Below are 21,202 nucleotides of genomic sequence, written 5' to 3' on the forward strand. Positions count from 1 at the left end.
GGCCTGTTGATGATCCATTTGAACGGGAGGCCGATGCCATGGCTGAAAAAGTAATGCGGATGCCATCTACTGAATCAGTTCCTGCGTATCAACCACCTCCCGATATCCAGAAAAAATGTGCAGCATGTGAAGAAGAGGAACAGATTAACAGGAAAGAAACGAAGCAGAATGGAACTTCCGTAGTATCTCCATTAGTAACACAGGTATTAGCATCAAGTGGACAACCAATGGATGAATCAGTTAGAAACTTTATGGAACCACGGTTTGGCTATGATTTCAGTAATGTTCAAATTCATAATAACTCACTGGCTCATCAATCGTCTTCAGCAATCAACGCCCTTGCATATACACACAAAAATCATATCGTGTTTGGAAACGGTAAGTATCAACCGGAAACTACAACCGGGCAACACCTACTGGCGCATGAATTAACTCATGTGGTGCAACAAAATGTAGGTATTAGTAAAAAAAGAGAGCCTACGGAACAAAATATCCAGCGACATACTTTAGAAAATGATCCGGCAACAGCACCTCCAATGACCTGTCAGGTAGCAACTTCTTCGCCACTGGGAACAAGTTTGGACATTTTATTTGCAAACAATAGCAGCACAATAAACCCAACTGACCTAGCTGCAATCGACAATTTTGTTAATAACTGGCATTTATCAGGAGGCACTGATCTGGTTAGGGTAGATGGATATGCCAGTATTGATGGAGGGCCAAGTTTAAACTGGCCATTGTCCTGCAATAGAGCTGAAATTCTTGCTAATGAATTAGAAACGCCCACAAGTGGCGCCACAGGCATTCCGCCGGCATTTGTCGAAGTATTTGCCAATGGCGAAACAGAGCAATTCTCCACCTCATTAGCTCCAAACAGAAGAGCTAGTGCAACCCTTCCACCAGCACTACCGCCACCTATACCGGCAACAGCGGCGATATTTTCAGAATCACTCATTCAGATATTTCAGGGATATGATGACTCTGTTACGCCTAATTTCCAGGTAATACCAGTAGGCGAAGACAGGATAGCAGCCGTAACTATTACCCCTGTTGGGGCTTCACCAACCTTTGTATCTTTGAATACAGGCATTGCAACCGTAGTAGCAATTGGTGCCGGCGTGAGGATAACAGGTGTTGCCGATGGTGCCACACGAATTGAAGCACGCCAAGGAGCTACGGTTTTGGATACTTTACGTATTGAGGTTAAGAATCAACGTCCGGTAACTGTCGATTATCATTTTATGAGTGATACAGCTCAGCCTGCCAGATTCTTTGGAATTATACCTGCGCAACCGCAACATCGTACAACACGCGCCGTAGGAACTACTCCTGCACTGACAGCAACTTTAAACAGAATTTGGCAACGACAGGCAAATGTGCAGTTTACTACAGGTACAGTAGATTCTCCGGTAGTAGCTTCAAATCTCGGGCCTCAGGTTGTATTTACAATTAACCCTCTTACAGACGAATGGAGAAAAGTGATTGCATTTGCTACTGGGGGTAATTGGAATGTGTATTTAGTTTGGGAATATGAACAGGATGCTACTCCGACAATCGATGATGCAAACGCGGGTACTCTTGGCTCTGACACTTTATTAGAAGATAATGACTGCTTTGATGGATTAACACTTTCCCATGAAGCGGGACACTTTTTGAGTACAGCATCGCCACTTCCACATACAGCTGCCGGTATTATGGGACCTTGTGGTTCTCCAAATTACGATAGAGTAAGGAAAAATGAAGCAGATGTGGTAAATCCGTGAGGAAATAAAAGCTAAAAAATTGAAAGTAAGAAAGAAGATCTGTAAGGGATGGTTAAACGAATTAACATACAGAGAATCTCAAGTTGTTATTCGAATATAAATCGGTTGAATTCCTTTTTTCAGCCTAAGTATTCTATCAATCAACCAAATGACATTTACGAACAGGAAGCTGATGTCATGGCCGATAGAGTAATACAATCTCCTCAAGTTGCAAAATCATTTTTTCAGCCTAAAACAAGCATAGAAAATGGTTTACAACGAAAATGTGCCCATTGCGAAGAGGAGGAAAAACTTCAACTTAAAGAAGCTGGAGGCAACCATTCTATTGGGGAATACACATCAGATGTTGCTGAGGTAATTAATTCCAATGGTCAATCTCTTGATGGCTCTACACGCGGTTTTATGGAGCCAAAGTTCGGTTATGATTTTAGTAAAGTTCAAATTCATTCTGATGCTAAAGCTAATGAGTCATCCAAAGCCGTTAATGCCAAAGCCTATACACATCAAAATCATATTGTTTTTGCTTCGGGCCAATATCAACCTGAAACTTTGGAAGGAAAACGATTGCTGGCGCATGAACTAACGCATGTAGTGCAACAAGGAAATGCCCAAAGCCCAGCAATACAAAGGGCCTGTGCCGACAAAAGCGTAAAATCAAGCGCTTGGGTAAGTGTAAAGAACCAACACGATTTTGCCGCTTTAGATGGATACACACCAATAAAAGGAAAGGCACACGACGTTTACTTTGATGGCAAGCATTATTTCTTCTGTTTCAATGACAAAAGGATCTATTTTAAATACGTTAAAACCGAGGATGGAGTAATTCCTGATTTCGAAGCAGCTTATAATATTAAGCTTGAAAATGATGGAGCAAAATGGCTAAAAAAGGAAGTTATTTTGTTGTCGGAAGCACTTTCTATGCTGAATGATACCGAGGCAGCTCAACTACGTGGGTACCGATTTATCAAACAAGGTGGTGTAATGCTTACAGATGACAACAAGGTTGTTGCCGGACTTACCACACAAGATATAGTTAACAATGAATATAAAATTGAATTTTGGAAGTTCTGCTTTGACGGAACATCAGATACCGAAGTAAAACATAAGCCAGGTATTTCTCAGGGTGTTTCGTGCATACTACATGAAATTGGTCACGCTCTGATGGCTTCAAGGCGACGACCTTACATGGAAGCCATGTATTTTAAAAGCAAGTATCAAAAGGAGTATGATAAAGCTTCACCCGAAGTGAAAAAAGGCATGAACCCTAAGCTTGATGAATTAACAGCCCGGGAAAAAGAAGCAGAAACCACCGACAAGAAGCAAGCGAGAGTTGAAACGGAGTTTTTAAAACTTGTTAAAGGTAAAAAGGCATTGACTCCCTATTCCGAGAAAAATGTGCGTGAAGCATTTGCTGAAGCTTTCTCCATTTTTAAGGTAAATCCGGGTCTTTTGGAAAAAACGAATCCTAAGCTTCATGAATACTTCGTAAACAGCAGCTTTAAATAGTTGTTACAGATTCTTACTAACTGATTTATGGTAAAAAAAGAAATCAATAAATAGTTAAGTTTTAATTCAGATATTAGCAATACACTGTATATCAATAGTTTGAAACAATAAGCAACTATGAGAAAGTGTCATAAAATATCAACTGGTGCTTCAAAACAACAGCGTTCTACCGAAAATAGGCTTTTCTTTAATCCCTCAGCTCAAAGTGAAGAACAGGAAGCCGATCGGGTTGCGGGTTCAATTATGCAATCATCCACTTCTCAAACAAGTGACCCTTTTTTTCAGCCTAAAGCCGTTGCTTCAACTGCTTCTCAAGCTGCTAGTTTACCAGTACCTCAGAGTGTTTCTCAAACTCTTAATTCAAGTGGACAGGTATTGGATAGGTCAGTCCAGCAGTTCATGCAATCGAAGTTTAATTATGATTTCAGTAAAGTGCAGGTGCATAACGATGCCGAAGCACAACATTCAGCAGCTGGGATCAATGCAAACGCTTATACCGTTAAAAATCATATTGTATTTGGAAAGGATCAATATCAACCTAATACGATAAATGGCAAACAGTTATTGGCGCATGAACTCACGCATGTGATACAACAGTCGAATTCAAATACCGCTACAGTTCAGCGTCAGAAAGCTACACCTATTCAATCCGACATTGAGGATCTGGTAAAAAAAGGACAGTGGTGCCGTGATTCAGCGGAATCCGGAAAATTGCATCCCGGTTTGCAATGCTATCGGGAGATTCCAGCCACAGAAGGTCATCCTGAGGGACAACAATATTGTTTTAGTAAAGAAACAGGAGCGTTTAAAGAGGAAAGCCCTGATTTTGTTTCAGCCGTTTCAGGGCAGCTAAAAGATGGCACCTGTGATATACCTATGTCGATAACAGACCCTCCGCAGCCCTTTACACAAAGGGGTCGAAGAGCTATGGGACACTTTATTGCTGATATTGCAACAGAAGATGCAAATCTTATTGGTCGTGGCTTTGGTGGATTTGCCGGTATAACCATGGGAATCGGGCTTCCAAAACAAGGATTTGGAGCCGGCAGTTTTATGATTCCGGCAATACTGGGTGGACTGGGTGCATACATAGGAGCTAAAGGATTGCCCCGCTTAAATAAGTTTACTCAACGATTTGGATTTTTACCTACTATTGGCTTAGGGGCAGGTACTAATTTTGATTTAAAACTAGGTATTGGCTTAGAAAAAAGAGACCGGCCTTTGCCACTAATACCTTTAAATTCATACCTGACATTTGGTGTTGATACTAGCTTAGGAATAAACGATGAACCCGGAATTGATGCCAGTTTCTTGGCAACGGTAGGTATTCGTATTGATCCGGGCAAACAAGGTGGAGGCTTTGGTTTTAGTTCAGTTGGAGGTGGATTCCAGGTTGGTAAAGATGCAAATTCCGTTAAATCTTACAGCGTGGGCGCAGGTTATCGCTTTACCGATTTCTTAGATGTACAAATAGAGCGTGAATCTATTTCAGGAGGTGATAAGGATGGTTCAACTTATTGGCTTACATTAAAATTGGTGGCTCCTCAAAACGTCCTTAGAGGTCATTAACAAATCAGATGACCATTAATATGTATTGCATTTGCTCTGTTTTAAAAGTAATTTTAGTAAAACAGAAACAATACCTTGGAATACTACCATCTGAATATTGCACACTCTCTTGCTTTTCTTCGCGAAACCATCAACCGAAGACTTCAGCAATTCTTTCAAAAGGATAATGTAACGCCTTTTATCTATCCTGAAATAAAGATAGAAGAAGATAACGCTCCATTGAATCTTTTCCTGGTACACTACCAGCTAAACATTGAAGAATACATTATTTTATTGTTAGCCCTGCTGCCTCATATCCAACCTAATTTTTTAGATAATATCATACAGGAATTTTTACCCAACGGTGGTGAATTTCCGGAAATAGGAGGAGTGAAAGGAAATAATCACCGTGGCACACTGCCAACTGGAGAAACCGCTTTATTCATTTTAGCCGGAAATGATATTCGGAAGCGTATGGAAGTGTCATTTTACTTATCACCTGAGCACTATTTCGCAAAAGATCAAATACTTGAATTAGAACGACTTGGCAACGTTGAACCCCGCATGAGCGGTCGTATTATTCTTCAGCCCGATTTTATAGATCTGTTTACTACCGGCACGGTTGCTAAACCCATTTTCGGCCCCGATTTTCCTGCCAAAAACATTTCAACAAAACTAAATTGGGACGACCTGATCCTTAATCCTAAAACAGCATTACAGATCAATGATATTAAAATATGGCTGGATCATAACTATTCCTTGTTGAATGACTGGGAAATGGGTAATAAGATAAAACCCGGATACAGGGCCTTGTTTCATGGCCCATCAGGAACAGGAAAAACGCTAACAGCCACGCTCTTGGGTAAACACTTTCAGAAAGAAGTTTATCGTATTGATCTTTCGCAGATAGTCTCGAAATATATTGGCGAAACCGAAAAGAACCTGGAAAAGATATTTAATAAGGCGGAACATAAAGACTGGATCTTATTTTTTGATGAAGCCGATGCCTTATTTGGAAAACGTACCAATGTGCAAAATGCACATGACAAATACGCTAACCAGGAAGTTTCGTACTTGTTGCAACGGGTAGAAGATTACCCCGGCCTTATAATTCTGGCATCCAACTATAAAAGCAATATCGATCAGGCATTTGTCCGCCGATTTAACGCTATCATCCATTTTCCTATCCCCAATGCTAATGAGCGATTGGAAATTTGGAGGTCATCTATACCACCAAAAGCCGGACTCGCCCAAGATCTCGACTTAAAAAATATAGCCCAGAAATATGAACTTAGCGGTTCATCCATAGTAAGTGTAATTCATTATGCAGCATTGCAAACCATACATAAAAAAAGCCTTACCATTGAACATAAGGATATCATTGAAGGGATAAAACGGGAATATGAAAAAGAAGAAAAAGTGTTTGTAGGTTGATTCTAATTTTATGCAAAACTTGGTATCAAAAATAAACCGCTACAACCATTTAGCTGCAGCGGTTTGGGGTTAGAGTAATATAAGGGTCGGTTTAATTAATTGACTTTTTGAAAAACTTGTTTTTGAAATATGGGCAAAAGATAGGTGCTTATTATTTAAATTGTATACACGCTTAAAAAAAATGACGAATTTGTATGTGAGCCAGCTATAAGGATTTAGCAAAACTAGCTTTCCTCTATTTTCCTTATTAATGACAAGTCCTAATTGTAGAAACCACTGGATTTGATTTAAAGAAAGTTCGATAGTAAATGTCTAAAGTAGTATTATTTACAGCAACAAGTTTAGATGGATTTATAGCTAAGCCGGATGGGAACTTAGATTGGCTTAACTCATTCCCCAACCCCGAAAACGGCGACTATGGTTATGAAGAACTTTTAGCCAATATTCAAACAATAATTATGGGTAGAAAAACCTATGATGAGGTGATGGGTTTTGGAATAGAATGGCCCTATGTCGGATATACAACCTATGTGGTAACTAATAATGTCAATTTCAAAACCAATAGCCCCGATACATTTATTTTTACCGGGAACATTAAAGATCTTGTAGTAGAAATAAGTACAAAATCTGATAAAGACATTTGGCTTGTTGGTGGAGGTCAGTTAACAACTTCCTTCATAAATAGCGGACTTATAGACAGAATGGCCCTTTCCATTATTCCAAAATTGATTGGTGAGGGTATTCCATTATTCGCCCCTAAACCAGCTGAAACAGAATGGAAGCTTGTGAAGATTCAGCAGTTTGATACCGGCCTGGTAAACCTAATTTACGACAAAATGGACTGAGCTTAGCACTTAAAATCCAAACAAAATTCCCTGCCATGAAAAAAATACATCTACTTAAACTGCTGTTTTTAGTGTTTCTTTTTTCGTGTAAAAAAAGATGAACGCAGTCCTTTCAAATCTCCCCAATCTATATTATTTATCGGCAACAGCTATACTTACTACAACCACGGTTTGGCTCATCATCTTAAGAACTTTGTGCTTAACGATCCTTCCATTCAATTTCAAACAATTGAGGAAATTGCTAAAGGAGGATATACCCTTGAAAATCATTGGAACGATATAGCAACCATTAATAAAATAAAAAATGGTTTATGGGATGTTATCATTTTACAGGAACAAAGCCTCAGACCTATAAACGAAAAGGAAAAAATGCTGCTGTATGCCCATAAATTCGATTCGCTGATAAAAAGCACGGGGAAAGCTAAACTCTATTTTTTCATGACCTGGGCCTACAAAGATTATCCGGATATGATTTACCCCTTATCGGAAGCGTATAATGAGGTTGCAAAAGACACACGATCTTCGATAGTTCCCATTGGTTGGCAATGGGATGAATTAATAAAATCAAAAGATTCAATGGAATTATACGATTCGGATGGTATTCACCCTAACCTTAAGGGTACTTTTTTTACGGCTGGTATATTTTATAAGATCCTGTTTAATAAAGATCCACTAACTAATCCATACACAGATCCTTTGGTAGCTATTGATACGGCCAATATTTTAAAAAAATGGGCCAATCATGCAAAGGTGATAGCATATTGACCATTAGACTTTTGATTTAATAGAGGTTAATTCAAAACATAATTCACATCCCGCAGATTAGGATCAATTGCTTTAACTTCAAACCCTTTAGCTTCCAATTGTTTTAAAATGCCTTTTTTACCGGGTAAAAGATACATTGGCACAACAAAAAAATTGGTTTTATTATTCATAGCTGCTTTCATTTTGTCGGTCCAGGCTTTAACTCTATCCTCTACAATGTATTTATAATGTGGTTTTGAAAAATAGGTTGAAATACCTTTTACATAAGTAAAATCTATTTCTGATGGACTTGCATATACATTTTTAACCTTATTAAAATTAGTAGATGCGGTTCTGTAGTTTCTCACAAAGTTCAGGAAACATGCCACCCTGTCTTTATTACTAATTTTCGCAAGTTGCTCAAAAATGGCTGTAGGGCTTTCTAATTCAATGATTTTTTTATTGTTTTCATTGGCAAATCTGATCAGGGTTGTCTCGGCCGATTGAGGTTCACAACCCACACTGCGACTTACGATCAGATTGAATAAAGCGTAATTATCCGGATAATTATTTATATCCACGCCAAGTGAATCTTTACAAAATGATTTCAAAAACGTGTATTCTTCTGGTGAATATATCTTTTTTAGCTCAAACCCTTTATGCTTTTCTTTGTAGGCCAGAATGGATGTAATAAATTCCGGCTTACTTATATCATTTTGAAAAAAAACCTGGTCGGCTGCCAACATCATTTGTTTTTCAGCATCGCCAAACACTAACTGGTTTGCGCATAGCACATAAGGAACAGCTAACAGATATGATGTTTTCGAATTATCTTTTGATTTGATTTCCCAATAAAGCGGATCGTATTGGGCAACAGCGAATTTTACTGAAACAAACAACAATACACCAACAATCACTAATCTCTTCATTTGTAATTTGTTAAAGTGTCGCAAGGTAAGTTGACAACTTTCTTTAAAAAATGATTTTTATCAACTTTTAATAATGCTCATTTCAACGGTTTGACTAACTCTAATCTTTCTCCACTTTACTAAAAAGAGTGTTATTGGTTCTCCAAACAAATTGATAAATTCGGTCAGTCTAATGAAAAACCGGATTTTGATTTAAAGTCAAAACAATCAACTATTTACAAAAACACGTGGAAAAAAACTTATTTAACAACGAAACTGCAGAGAAAATAATAGAAAGAGTAAAACAATTAGGCGCTGAAAGCTCGGGTTTATGGGGTAAAATGACAGCTGAAGAAATGTTGATGCATTGCAACTCTTGTAACCGGGAAATTTTAGAGGGTAGCAGGGGAACTCAAAAAACATCACTAAAACAATATTTGTTGAGAATTCTTGCTTTATATCTCGCACCCAATTTTAAAAAAGGGATTAAAAGTGAAGATCATCATATTATTGGACACAAAATCAACAATTTGAATTTTGAAGAAATAAAGGATGAATTTATTGATCTTATTCATCAATTTCCTCTAAATAAAAAGGAATTAACGCTTTCTCATCCTGCATTTGGTAATATTTCAACAAAACAATGGGGTATTGCAGCTTACAAACACATGGATCATCACTTGAGACAGTTTGGAGTATAACTCAGCAGTTTAAGTTAGATTTATTTTGATGTTTTTAAAGTTTTTATGCCATTAGGGAGGGATTATTTTGCTTTATTAATCATAATCTATTCTGGTTATATGATTTACCAATCTGAAATTAATACGTTATGAAAAAACTGTTTTGGGTATTTATCCTGCTGATGCATGCCTTACTTTCATCAGCGCAAACTCCAAAGGTTAATTCATTTATCGAATCCTTTGTATCAAAAAACAACTTCAATGGAATTGTTCTGGTAAAGCAGAACGGAAAAACAACTTATTATCAAAGTTTCGGTTTTGCTAATCTTTCGTTTAAAATACCCAATACAATTGATACCAAATTCAGGGTTGCTTCCATAACGAAGGCTTTTACAGCCGTTTTAGTTCTTCAGTTATCTGAAGAAGGATCGATCGATCTGAATAAAACAATTTCAGCCTATTTACCTGATTATAAAGGAGCCGGAAAAAATAAAGTTACCATAAAGCAATTACTGAATATGACCTCCGGGATGCGAAATATGGACGCTGGGGTTTCACTCGAAAGTGCCCTAAAAAATGGCATTCCACAGTATCAGCGACCTTTCACTTCAGATGAACTACTGGCAAAATTTTGCAGCGATACACTTGTTACCACTCCGGGTAAAGAGTTCGATTATAATAATGCCGATTTTATAATTCTTGGTAAAATTATAGAACGAGTAACGGGTAAAGGCTACGAGCAATATTTAAAAGAAAAATTGCTGGATCCATTGCAAATGCTGAATACAGGAATGTTATCACAAGAAAAGATAATAAGCAAACTTGCTGATAGCTATTTCTACAGGGATGATTTGAAATCTTTATCCAATGATTTACCGGTATATTGGGAAAATTGGTATGCTGCCGGATCTATGTATTCAACCGCTGGTGACATTTTAAATTTTTCAGACGCTTTATTTGAAGGAAGTCTGTTAAAACCGGAAACGATGAAGGAAATGTTCTGTTCGGGTTTAGGGGAATACGGCTATGGTGTTTGGGTTTATAAGGATTATGAAATTGGTCAGAAGAAATATACCATTATAAAACGTCCCGGATCCATTATGGGCGCACAAGCCATGTTGTTTCAGATTTTGGAAGCCAATTCTACGATCATTATTCTTACCAATACCGGAAATGTAAGCTTAGATGATTTTGCAGCCGATATTGCCAAACAAATAATTAATTAATTAATCACGATAGGAATGCTTTTAGATAAAAGGGCTCAAGTTTTTCGCTTGAGCCCTTTCAATTTATTTTATTTCATTTAGATTTTTGATCAATTGGTAATAAAAGGCAATTGCGCCTTTATAATCTTTCACTGCAATTCGTTCATTAATATCGTGATAACCAATAAGCTTTGAAGGCACGTAACGGTAAATATTGTCGGTAATATCTGCATAATAACGAGAGTCCGTTACGGCAATCAACAAAAACGGACTTACCGGAATATCAGGATTCAATTGTTTGTTGGTTTTAGCAATGGCCTGAAAACCTTTAGCTTGTGTGGATGATATTTTTGAAGGATTTGCCTTAGATTCAACTCTTTGGATAATTTTTACCCGTGGATCATTCACTGCAGCCTTAACATGCTCTAAAACGGTCTCAGGAGTTTCACCCGGAAGAATTCGGAAGTTGATAGTAGCCGTAGCCACTGTAGGAATCACGTTATCTTTAAAGCCACTTTTTAGAATAGTAGGAGCAATGGTAGTATGAAACTGGGCCGCCCCACGAGCGGTTTTTTCGTATTCTTTCTGGATCAAAGGTTTGGTGATCCATTTGTTTGCAAATACTGCCTTTAAAAACGGTGACATTTCCGGCCCTAAATATTCTACCAGTTCTAAAGTTGGAGTAGTAAACGAACTCTTAAAAGGATGGTTACGAATTTTAGTAACGCTCGAGATAAGGATATCTATTGCGGATTCTTTACCGGGTGCGGATGAATGTCCTCCTTCTGCATTTACTTCCAAATCAATGGAAAGATAGCCTTTCTCTGCAGTTCCAACTAAGGCAATGGTTTTATCTTTTACAATGCCGTCAATCATCAACCCTCCTTCATCCATAACAAATTCCGCTTTAACGCCACGTTCTTTCAATAAACTGGAGATTTTTGAAGCGCCCGCTTTACCGCTGATTTCCTCATCATGGCCAAATGCTAAGTAAATGGTTTGCTCAGGCTGGAATCCTTCCGAGACAAGCTTTTCCACCGCTTCCATAATGGTAATCACTGTGATCTTATCGTCTGTTGCTCCACGCCCCCAAATAGTGTCCTGCTTAATCTCTCCACCAAATGGATCAGCTTTCCACTTATTTCTTGAGGCTTCTTCTACCGGAACCACGTCCATATGGCCCATTAATACAACCGGTTTTAAAGAAGGATTTTTTCCTAGCCATGTGTACAACAAGCTGTATTTGCTGATTACCTCCCGTTTTAAGGTTTTATTCAGGTTAGGGTAGGTCGTTTCCATGAATTTTAGGTTCGCTGCAAATTGTGCAGTGTCAACCAGGGAAGTATCTTCAAAAGAAACTGTTTTTATACGAATAGCATTTTGAAAGTTAATAACCGATTGCTGATCAATCTCAATAGGTTTTATAGCTGCAACATCAGGCTGTTTCGATTTGAAGGTTAAAGTTTTGAAGGTCATGATACCAATAATGACTACCAAAACGGTAAGAATAAAAAGTAGAATCTTCTTTAGCATGGATTGGTTTTAGTATTTTATCAATAGTTAAGTAACTGTTAACGATTCATTGAAATTGCTTCTCCGCAAATTTGTTGCATGTAAGGTGAAAGAAAAATGCCTTCCGGATCCATTTCCTGGCGGGCGGCTTGGAAATCATTCCATTTAGGATACAGTTTTTCAAAATCGATGCCTGTGCGCGTATGCATTTTACCCCAATGAGGTCGTCCTCCAACGCCTAAACAAATATCTTCCATCACTTTAAAGTACTCTTTATAAGGGTTTGGCTTATAAACATGAAAAGCGATATAAGCCGATTCACGCTCAAAAGCAGGACTCAACCAAATATCATCCCCTTTAACAAAACGATTTTCAGTAGGGAAGTGCACGTCAAATTTATGCTTATCAAATGCTTTTTGAACCTCGCGTTTTACGTCTTTAAAATTCTCGATCGGAATGTTGTATTCCATTTCATGAAATTTCACCAAACGTGGTAAAGCGTATACTTTATGGCTCCAGTTAATTTTGTGGCTGGTTGAAACTGCTTTAGCCGAAATTTGAGCTATCGATTTACTTGCTTTAGGAAACCAATGAGTAATTTTTGATAAAGCACCAAACGCATGATTTTCCAACAACATATCAGTGATGTAATTGGCCGTACCATATTCTTTAGCCGGTAGATCACTAGCATTACTGAATTTGGTTTGAACAATATTGGTACCCGGAAACCAGTAAAACTCAAAATTCCGGTTCTCTCTATTGTACCGTTCATAGTTATTCAACACTTCATCCAATGATTCTTTTCCGGAGGTAAACTCCAGTTTATAAGCCGGTATGGCTTTAAAGGTTAGTTCTGTTATAATTCCTAATGTACCTAAACTAACCTGGGCCGCTTTAAATAACTGTTGGTTTTCGGAATCGGAGCAGAAAATTACTTCGCCCTTTCCATTGATAAACTTAATAGCAGTAAGCTGAGTTGAAAGGTTGCCAAAAGAAGTTCCGGTACCGTGTGTTCCGGTTGAGATGGCTCCTGCCAGCGATTGAACATCAATATCTCCTAAATTTTCCTGGGCTAGCCCGTTTTCGAAAAGTAGATTTCCGAATTCCTTAATTTTTGTTCCTGCTTTTACAGTAACCTCTTGTTTGCCCTTATCTATCGAAATAATCCCACGTAAATTATCAAGACTAACGATGTAATCATTCGTTTCCACTAGGTTTGAGAACGAATGTCCTGAGCCAACCACACGAATCTTTTTCCCTTCCGTAGTGGCCCTGTTAATGATCTGAATAATTTCTTCTTCCGATGCAGGAAGTAAAACACCCAAAGGCGAACACTGAACACTTCCGCTCCAATTGCTCCAGGTTGTAGGTTTCATTGATATAAAATGGTTTTTAGTTATTTAAATTGATAGCTGAATCTACAAAAAGCATTTTCCCTCGCCCCGATAGGTTTTAACACGATCTACAATCTGTCCTTTGGAAACAAGATAAAGTTCATTAAAACGCTCACACAACTCACCGGCTTTACTATGACGGAAAAACACCGGATCGCCTAATTCTAAATTTGTTCCGTTTATGAACGTCAATGGCGTTTGCACTTCACCCGCTCCTTCATTTTGAGTCAATTTTATGCCTTCAGGCAAATAGGGTAGCGGTTGCTTTTCGTTTCCGGTACCGCCAGAGGCAATATATCCGCCGCCTAAACAGGTAACCATACCAGCTTTTGGTCTGCGTACCACTTCAACGGCAAAACCTGCGGCTGGCTGATGTTTAAAGTTTTGATAATTATCAAACAAATGAGAATTAAAAAAGCCTGAGCCAACGGTTACCTCGGTTACATCTGTTTCTTCACGTGTGCTTTCCAAACTTCCGGTACCACCACCATTTACAAGCTGTATGTTATAACCTAATTGCTTCAACTTTTGAACGCTTTCTTCGCGGCGCTTTTTTAGTTCGTTTATTGATCTCGTTTTAAGCAAACGAACCACATGATTCTTTAAACCATTAGCCGGAAGATTATCAACTAATCCTGCAATTTGAGCCTCATAACCCATTATAGCACAAACAGATATATAATTGTATTTTAATAGATTTTTACCTAGGATTTCAACCGAAGTTGCAGAGCGAAGATTTGATCGCCAAACACCAAAATGTAAACCGGGAAAATCAGAAGACATATCTATATCCAAGCAAACCGGAACCTTTACGTTTAATTGCTTACCCACCTCATCTATTCGTTTAGCTTGTTCTTCGCTATCGATCATCAGGCAAATGTTTTTACCTTTTGAAACCCGATTTGCAACCTGTTCAATCTGACTTAAATCAGTGGTAGGATATCCGATCAATAAATTATCATAGCCTAAATCGCTTAACCATAATGCTTCAGTAGCCGTGTAACACATCAATCCTTCAAACTGATTATGGGCTTTTAAAACCCGGTCGATAATGGTACGACAACGAATAGACTTTGAAGCCACACGAATTTTCTTGTCTCCTGAGCGTTTTCTCAACGCTTCAATATTCTCGTCCAATAGATCTAAGTCAACGTAGGCAAAAGGTTTGGGAATGTTTTTAAATATTTCCTTGTAATATTCGTAACGGTTAAGCATTGATACAATTGATTATTTGCCTAACATATGAAAATAAATTAATTATGCAGGCATAAAAAATCAGGATTAAACCTAATTTAATCAGTCAGCAATATCATTTTATAACAAAAAAAAGACACCGGTCGTTATGACCGATGCCTAGTAAGCTATGAGAATTGGTTGATGAATGATGAAAGTACGCAGCACTTCAGTTCATCAACTGAGATTGTCTCTTTGATAGCTATTTGTCGCTTTGCGACTTAATGTATTTTTTAAGTGTGCTAGCCATTTGACGGCCGCTGTTTATTGCGGTTACAATCAGGTTTGCACCTTCAATCATATCACCAGCAGCCCAAATCTGAGGATCTGATGTACGGAAGTTTTCTACTTTGATGTTTCCACGTTTGTCTTTCTCTAATCCAAGGTAATCAACTAAACCTTCGTGAATTGCATGTTCAAAACCTAATGAGATCAATAAAATATCGCAAGGGATATCATATTTCTCTCCAGCGATCTCATAATTACGTTGGCCCGATTTGATCTCGCCATCAGGCCATTTGATTGGCTGAAGCTCAAATGCTTCGATCTTATCTCCACCTTTTACAGCGGTATTTACCACTGAGAAAATACGCTCACAACCTTCAGCCTGCGAAGAAGAAGTTGCAAAGGTTTTAGGCCACATTGGCCATGGGTTGCTTTCGTAACGCTCTTCTGGTAAAGCCTTGTGAATCTGAATTTGAGTAACGCTTTTTGCACCCTGACGAATGGAAGTACCAATACAGTCAGAACCGGTGTCACCGCCACCTAATACAACCACATGTTTATCTTTCGCATCAATTTTTACTTCCGGATGCAACTGGTCACCATGGTTTTCTTTGTTTTGCTGAGTAAGGAACTCCATCGCGAAGTAAATACCTTTTTTATCAGCATCAGGAATGTTTCCTAAGCCACGAGGTTTTTCAGAACCGCAGCATAAACAGATATAATCAAATTCAGCCTTAAGATCATCGATAGAGATGTTCTCTCCCACGTGCGCATTGGTTTTGAAGGTAACACCTTCTTCTTCCATTAAAGCAACACGGCGATCAATTACCCATTTCTCTAATTTGAAATCAGGAATACCATAGCGCAATAAACCGCCTAATCGATCATTCTTTTCGAATACAGTAACTGAGTGACCAACCAAATTCAATTGCTGAGCAGCCGCTAAACCTGCCGGACCTGAACCAATTACCGCTACTTTAATACCGGTACGGTAGGGAACCAGGTTAGGTTTTACCCAACCTTCGGCAAAAGCTTTTTCAATAATCGAAAGCTCAATTTGCTTAATACTAATTGGTTTTTCAACTAACGATGCTGTACAAGCCGGTTCGCAAGGAGCAGGGCAAACTCTACCTGTAAATTCAGGGAAGTTATTGGTACTCATTAAGGTACCATAAGCGTTTTTCCACTGACCTTTGTAAACAAAATCATTAAACTCCGGAATTAAGTTTGAGACCGGGCAGCCCCAGTTACAAAACGGTATTCCGCAGCCCATACAACGGGCAGCCTGAGTTTTTACACGCTGCTCGCTTTGTGGTTTTTCAAATTCATTAAAGTGCTGAACGCGTTCCATTGCCGGCGCTTTCTGCATATCTTCTCTTGGGTAATCAATAAATCCTGTAGGTTTTCCCATTGTATCGTTGATTTAAGAGCTTTTCACTCTTATCGTTCTACCATTTAATCATTTATCTATCCTGGTTTGAAATCCTTTATTGATCTCAAACCCGAAAAAGAGCGCTTTACTTACTTTCAACAGCTAAAGTCTTTATCGGCTGATTGCTGAAAACAGTTGGCTGTAATGCACTTGAAGTTCTCCTATCAAGCTGAACCTGAATCTTTCTGTATTCAAAAGGAATAACCATTACGAAATCTTCAACTCTGCGAGCCCAGTTGTTCAGAATAACTTTTGCTTTAGGGCTACCGGTATACTCATAATGCTGTTTAATAAGCTCATACAACTCTTTCTGACGAGCGTCATCAGTTACCTTTTCAACAGCAACCATGCTCAGGTTACAATTTTTCTTAAAGGTTTTATCCTGATCAAACACGTAAGCAATACCACCGCTCATACCAGCAGCAAAGTTTTTACCTGTACTACCCAGTACAACTACAATACCACCAGTCATGTACTCACAACCATGATCGCCTAAGCCTTCAACAACTGCTTTTGCACCTGAGTTGCGAACCGCGAAACGTTGTCCGGCCAAGCCCGAGAAGAATGCTTTACCTGAAGTAGCACCGTATAAGCAAGTATTACCCACAATTACGTTTTTGTGCGGCTCTAAAGATGATTTAAGAGGGGGAGCAACAATGATCTTACCTCCTGACAGACCTTTACCTACATAGTCATTGGCATCACCACGAAGATTTAATGTTAATCCGCTAGGAATAAACGCTCCAAAACTTTGTCCGGCAGTACCAGTTAGGTTCAATACGATATGATCTTCCGGCAATCCTTTTGCACCATGGCGTAGGGTAATTTCACTTCCCAGCATGGTACCAAATGTGCGGTATACATTAAAAATCTTTTTCTCTACTACGATTGATTTCTTACCATCAAATGCATCTTTAACATCTGCGATCAATTCATTGTCCACCGCCTCGCCTATAGCATGAACTTGTTTTTTAACATTGCGATAAACGTTATCAACAGAAGCAGGTTTTACAAACAGAGGGCTAAAGTCTAAGCCATGTGCCTTGTAATGGTCAATAGCTTTATGAGTACTTAAGCGTTGAACCTGGCCAACCATGTCTTCGAACTTACGGTAACCTAGTTTAGCCATTATCTGACGAACATCTTCAGCAACAAGCATCAGATAGTTCTGAACATACTCAGGTTTACCATGATATTTAGTACGTAAGTATTTATCCTGCGTTGCCACACCAACCGGACAGGTATTCAAGTGACATTTACGCATCATGATACAACCGGTAGCGATTAGAACTGAAGTTGCGAAGCCAAATTCCTCAGCGCCTAATAATGCGCCAATAACAACGTCTCTACCAGTCTTCAGCTGACCATCAACCTGTAAGCGAATTTGTCCTCGTAGTTTATTTAACACCAGGGTTTGCTGGGCCTCGGCCAAACCAATTTCCCAAGGCATACCCGCATGTTTAATTGAGGTAGCAGGAGAAGCTCCAGTACCGCCATCGTATCCAGAAATGGTAATTGAATCAGCAAGTGCCTTGGCAACACCTGCCGCTACTGTACCAACTCCGGTAGAAGAAACCAGTTTCACACTGATATCTGCCCAACGATTGGCATTTTTTAAGTCGAAGATCAATTGTGATAAGTCTTCGATCGAATAAATATCATGATGTGGAGGAGGAGAGATCAAGGATACTCCTGGAATAGTGTGACGAAGTTTAGCAATATAATCGTCCACTTTAAAGCCAGGTAACTGACCACCTTCTCCAGGTTTAGCACCCTGAGCCACTTTGATCTGCAACTCATCGGCATTAACCAGGTAATTTGAAGTTACACCGAAACGGCCAGAAGCTACCTGCTTAATTGCTGAACGACGAAGGTTACCATTAGCATCCGGTTTAAAGCGGATCTCATCTTCACCACCTTCTCCAGTATTACTTTTTCCACCTAAATTATTCATCGCAATCGCCAATGTTTCATGGGCTTCGCGAGATATAGAACCGATAGACATTGCTCCCGTGGTGAAACGTTTGACGATCTCTTTAGCAGGTTCAACTTCATCTATTGAAATTGATGGAAGCTCTGTTTCGTCTAAGTCAAATAATCCACGTAAGAAACTCAGCTCCTGAGTACGGTCATTTACTAAAGCGGAAAACTTGTTATAAATTTCCGGGTCGTTTTTCCATGCAGCCTGTTGCAGTAAGTGAACAGTTTCAGGGTTGTAAGCATGGTATTCGCCCTGTTGGCGCCAATGATATTCTCCGCCAGTTGACAATTTGTCGAAGTAGTGCTTTTCAACTTTGTATGCATTTTCATGACGAGTTTTTAATTCTCTTTCTAACCCTTCAATTCCAACACCTCCAATAGCTGAAAAGGTGCCCTCAAAGTAGTTATCAATAACTTCCTGATTAATTCCTATGGCTTCAAAGATTTGACCACCCTGGTAACTTACCAAGGTAGAGATACCCATTTTGGCCATAATCTTTAATAAACCTTTTTTGAGAGCGCTTATGTAGTTTTTATGTGCTTTACTTTCGTTAATACCTTTTTCAAGCTGACCGCTCATTTCCATGTCGGTTAGCGATTCAAAAGCCAGGTAAGGATTCACACCGCCGGCACCAAAAGCTAAGAGTAAAGCTAAATGATGTACTTCGCGAACCTCCCCACTTTCAACCACAATACCGATTTTACCACGTTTGCTTGCGCGGATCAGGTAATGGTGTACTGCTGAAACGGCTAATAAAGTTGGAATAGGAGCATGCGTGCGTGAATGATTACGATCTGAAAGAATTACCAGACGGTAACCCTGATCAACTATCTCTTCTACTTTTTTGCAAAGTTCGGCTAAAGCCTGCTCTAAAGATTGTTCGTAAATCGGGTAGCTGATATCAAGTACTTTTGAGCGGAAGCCAGCTGTTTTCAATTGTTTTAATTGCTCTAACTCATCATTGGTAAACACCGGCTGACTGATTTCAAGCATTTTACAATTGATCGGGTTGTCTTCCAGAATATTATTAGCACCACCGATCTCAATACGTAATGACATTACCAGATCTTCACGAATAGAATCGATAGGAGGGTTGGTTACCTGTGCAAAACGCTGTTTAAAGTAGTTATATAATAGTTTAGGACGTTCAGATAAAACTGCTAATGGAGTATCATTACCCATTGCATACGTAGCTTCCTGACCTTCATCTGCCATTGGCTTCATTAACATATGCAGCTCTTCGTAAGTGTAACCGAATACACGTTGAGCCAAACGAAGATTTTCGTGGTTAGGCTGATTTACATGGGCAGGAGCAGGAAGATCTTTTAAACGGATACGGTGCTCGTCGATCCACTGTTTATAAGGTGCTTTTTCTGATACGCGTTTTTTAATTGCCTTATCATCCATAATATCACCTGTTGTGGTATCAATTAAGATCATGCGACCAGAACCCAGGTTGCCTTTACGCTTGATCTTCTCTTCTGGAATAGGTAAAACACCACTTTCAGAAGCCATAATGAAATAGCCATCATACGTTTCGGTAAAACGAACCGGACGCAAACCATTTCTATCTAAACAAGCTCCAATTTGCAAACCATTAGTAAACATCATGGCTGCAGGACCGTCCCAAGGCTCAAGAATTGAGTTAGCATATTCATAGAAACCTCTTAGATCTGGATGGATCTGGTCATCATTTTCCCAAGCCTGAGGCATCATTAACATCATGGCATGATCTAAATCGCGACCGCATTGAACCAATAATTCAAGATAGTTGTCAAACGATGCTGAATCTGAATTTCCTTTTTGAATGGTTGGAAATAAGCGCTCAAGATCATTACCAAACAAACTCGATTCAAGGTTGCCTTCACGCGACTTGGCCCAGTTAATATTTCCTTGTAAAGTGTTGATCTCACCGTTATGCGCAATATAACGGAACGGCTGAGCCAAACTCCAGGTAGGGAAAGTGTTAGTTGAATAACGTTGGTGAATTAACGCCAATGAACTTTCAAAAGATTCATCTTTGAAATCGTGGAAATAATCTTCCAGCTGCCATGCGTTAAACATTCCTTTATAAACAATCACCCGAGAAGAAAGAGAGGTGATATAAAAGAATTTCTTTTGCTCAATATTACTTGCCGCTACTTTCTTTTCAATTTGACGGCGAATAATATAAAGCTTACGTTCAAACGCTTCTGAATCGGCTTCAGCACGTTGAACAAAAAACTGGTAAATAGAAGGTTCTAAATGAAGTAGATTTTTTGAAAGGCACGAATTATCGCAAGGAACCAATCTCCAGCCTAAAAAAGTTTCCTTTTCTTCGGCTACCACCTCTTCAATTAACTGTTTGCAAAGCTCGGCATCCTTTTCGTCACGTGGCAAAAAAGTCATACCTACTGCATACTCTTCTTCGTCAGGAAGTGAGAAATCAGCCTTCGCCAATACCTTTTTAAAGAAAGCGTGTGGTAATTGGGTTAAAATACCTGCTCCATCACCCGCATACGGATCTTCACCCGAAGCGCCGCGGTGTTGCAGATTCTTAAGAATTTGTAAACCGTTATAAACGATTTCATGTGAACGTTCACCGTTCTTTTGTACGATACAGCCAACTCCGCAAGCGTCCTTCTCATGTGCAGGGTCGTACAGTCCTTGCTTCTCTGGTAATCCGTGGTTGTTCATTCTAGTTCTCCTAACTTACTACTTTACTAATCTTTGTCTGAGAACCTCATTTAGTTTATTGAAAAATTGGTTCCTAAAAATACAAATGTTTATTATAATTTCATAACAGATGGTTA

Annotated in this window: 14 protein-coding genes; 8 read left to right on the forward strand and 6 right to left on the reverse strand. The window is 39.0% G+C overall.

Features of this window, described 5'->3' with window-relative positions; all coding sequences use genetic code 11:
• The 6 genes from C3K47_RS10575 to C3K47_RS10600 all read left to right on the forward strand — a co-directional run.
• Window positions 1–1,763, forward strand: a 1,763-nt coding sequence (locus C3K47_RS10575) for an eCIS core domain-containing protein (RefSeq protein WP_103789112.1), incomplete at its 5' end; no start/stop codon positions are given.
• A 105-nt stretch (window positions 1,764–1,868) separates the two neighbouring features.
• Window positions 1,869–3,269 (forward strand): eCIS core domain-containing protein, encoded by a 1,401-nt coding sequence (locus C3K47_RS10580; RefSeq protein ID WP_165784675.1) that lies wholly within the window; start codon window positions 1,869–1,871, stop codon window positions 3,267–3,269.
• 117 nt (window positions 3,270–3,386) lie between these two features.
• A complete protein-coding gene (locus tag C3K47_RS10585) occupies window positions 3,387–4,838 on the forward strand; it encodes an eCIS core domain-containing protein (protein ID WP_103789114.1) in 1,452 nt (483 codons plus the stop codon).
• 75 nt (window positions 4,839–4,913) lie between these two features.
• Complete coding sequence (locus C3K47_RS10590) at window positions 4,914–6,251, forward strand: ATP-binding protein (RefSeq protein WP_103789115.1); 1,338 nt, start codon at window positions 4,914–4,916, stop codon at window positions 6,249–6,251.
• A gap of 308 nt (window positions 6,252–6,559) precedes the next feature.
• Window positions 6,560–7,096, forward strand: coding sequence for a dihydrofolate reductase family protein (locus C3K47_RS10595; protein ID WP_103789116.1), 537 nt, complete (start codon window positions 6,560–6,562; stop codon window positions 7,094–7,096).
• 171 nt (window positions 7,097–7,267) lie between these two features.
• The gene (locus tag C3K47_RS10600) at window positions 7,268–7,861 is read left to right on the forward strand and encodes a DUF4886 domain-containing protein (protein WP_103789117.1); all 594 of its coding nucleotides are present in this window, start codon (window positions 7,268–7,270) and stop codon (window positions 7,859–7,861) included.
• A 26-nt stretch (window positions 7,862–7,887) separates the two neighbouring features.
• On the opposite strand, the gene C3K47_RS10605 is transcribed toward C3K47_RS10600, so the two are convergent.
• Window positions 7,888–8,769, reverse strand: a complete 882-nt coding sequence (locus C3K47_RS10605) for a TraB/GumN family protein (RefSeq protein ID WP_103789118.1) — start codon at window positions 8,767–8,769, stop codon at window positions 7,888–7,890.
• Window positions 8,770–8,996: 227 nt separating this feature from the next.
• Here C3K47_RS10605 and C3K47_RS10610 point away from each other — a divergent pair, with 227 nt between their 5' ends.
• Both C3K47_RS10610 and C3K47_RS10615 read left to right on the forward strand, forming a co-directional pair.
• Window positions 8,997–9,449, forward strand: a complete 453-nt coding sequence (locus tag C3K47_RS10610) for a DUF1569 domain-containing protein (protein WP_103789119.1) — start codon at window positions 8,997–8,999, stop codon at window positions 9,447–9,449.
• A gap of 128 nt (window positions 9,450–9,577) precedes the next feature.
• Window positions 9,578–10,654: a serine hydrolase domain-containing protein gene (locus C3K47_RS10615; RefSeq protein WP_103789120.1), complete on the forward strand. Its 1,077-nt coding sequence runs from the start codon at window positions 9,578–9,580 to the stop codon at window positions 10,652–10,654.
• Between the two features lie 63 nt (window positions 10,655–10,717).
• Here C3K47_RS10615 and C3K47_RS10620 read toward each other — a convergent pair whose 3' ends face one another.
• From C3K47_RS10620 to gltB, 5 genes are all read right to left on the reverse strand, one after another.
• A complete protein-coding gene (locus C3K47_RS10620; RefSeq protein ID WP_103789121.1) occupies window positions 10,718–12,166 on the reverse strand; it encodes a M20 family peptidase in 1,449 nt (482 codons plus the stop codon).
• A 38-nt stretch (window positions 12,167–12,204) separates the two neighbouring features.
• Window positions 12,205–13,521 carry a D-arabinono-1,4-lactone oxidase gene (locus tag C3K47_RS10625; RefSeq protein WP_103789122.1) on the reverse strand — a complete coding sequence of 439 codons (1,317 nt, stop codon included), beginning with the start codon at window positions 13,519–13,521 and terminating at the stop codon, window positions 12,205–12,207.
• A 42-nt stretch (window positions 13,522–13,563) separates the two neighbouring features.
• Window positions 13,564–14,754 (reverse strand): amino acid deaminase/aldolase, encoded by a 1,191-nt coding sequence (locus C3K47_RS10630; protein ID WP_103789123.1) that lies wholly within the window; start codon window positions 14,752–14,754, stop codon window positions 13,564–13,566.
• Window positions 14,755–14,974: 220 nt separating this feature from the next.
• On the reverse strand, window positions 14,975–16,408 hold the full coding sequence (locus C3K47_RS10635) for a glutamate synthase subunit beta (RefSeq protein ID WP_103789124.1): 1,434 nt from the start codon (window positions 16,406–16,408) through the stop codon (window positions 14,975–14,977).
• A gap of 106 nt (window positions 16,409–16,514) precedes the next feature.
• Complete coding sequence (gene gltB, locus C3K47_RS10640; protein ID WP_243392535.1) at window positions 16,515–21,086, reverse strand: glutamate synthase large subunit; 4,572 nt, start codon at window positions 21,084–21,086, stop codon at window positions 16,515–16,517.
• Window positions 21,087–21,202: the final 116 nt, after the last annotated feature.

It is taken from the genome of Solitalea longa (genome assembly GCF_002920915.1).
GTDB classification, from domain to species: Bacteria; Bacteroidota; Bacteroidia; order Sphingobacteriales; family Sphingobacteriaceae; genus Solitalea; species Solitalea longa.

Coding starts and splice junctions, on each gene's coding strand:
- C3K47_RS10625 (WP_103789122.1), bottom strand. CDS start 13,521: ATGAAACCTACAACCTGGAGCAATTGGAGCGGAAGTGTTCAGTGTTCG.
- C3K47_RS10635 (WP_103789124.1), bottom strand. CDS start 16,408: ATGGGAAAACCTACAGGATTTATTGATTACCCAAGAGAAGATATGCAG.
- C3K47_RS10615 (WP_103789120.1), top strand. CDS start 9,578: ATGAAAAAACTGTTTTGGGTATTTATCCTGCTGATGCATGCCTTACTT.
- C3K47_RS10595 (WP_103789116.1), top strand. CDS start 6,560: ATGTCTAAAGTAGTATTATTTACAGCAACAAGTTTAGATGGATTTATA.
- C3K47_RS10630 (WP_103789123.1), bottom strand. CDS start 14,754: ATGCTTAACCGTTACGAATATTACAAGGAAATATTTAAAAACATTCCC.
- C3K47_RS10585 (WP_103789114.1), top strand. CDS start 3,387: ATGAGAAAGTGTCATAAAATATCAACTGGTGCTTCAAAACAACAGCGT.
- C3K47_RS10605 (WP_103789118.1), bottom strand. CDS start 8,769: ATGAAGAGATTAGTGATTGTTGGTGTATTGTTGTTTGTTTCAGTAAAA.
- gltB (WP_243392535.1), bottom strand. CDS start 21,086: ATGAACAACCACGGATTACCAGAGAAGCAAGGACTGTACGACCCTGCA.
- C3K47_RS10620 (WP_103789121.1), bottom strand. CDS start 12,166: ATGCTAAAGAAGATTCTACTTTTTATTCTTACCGTTTTGGTAGTCATT.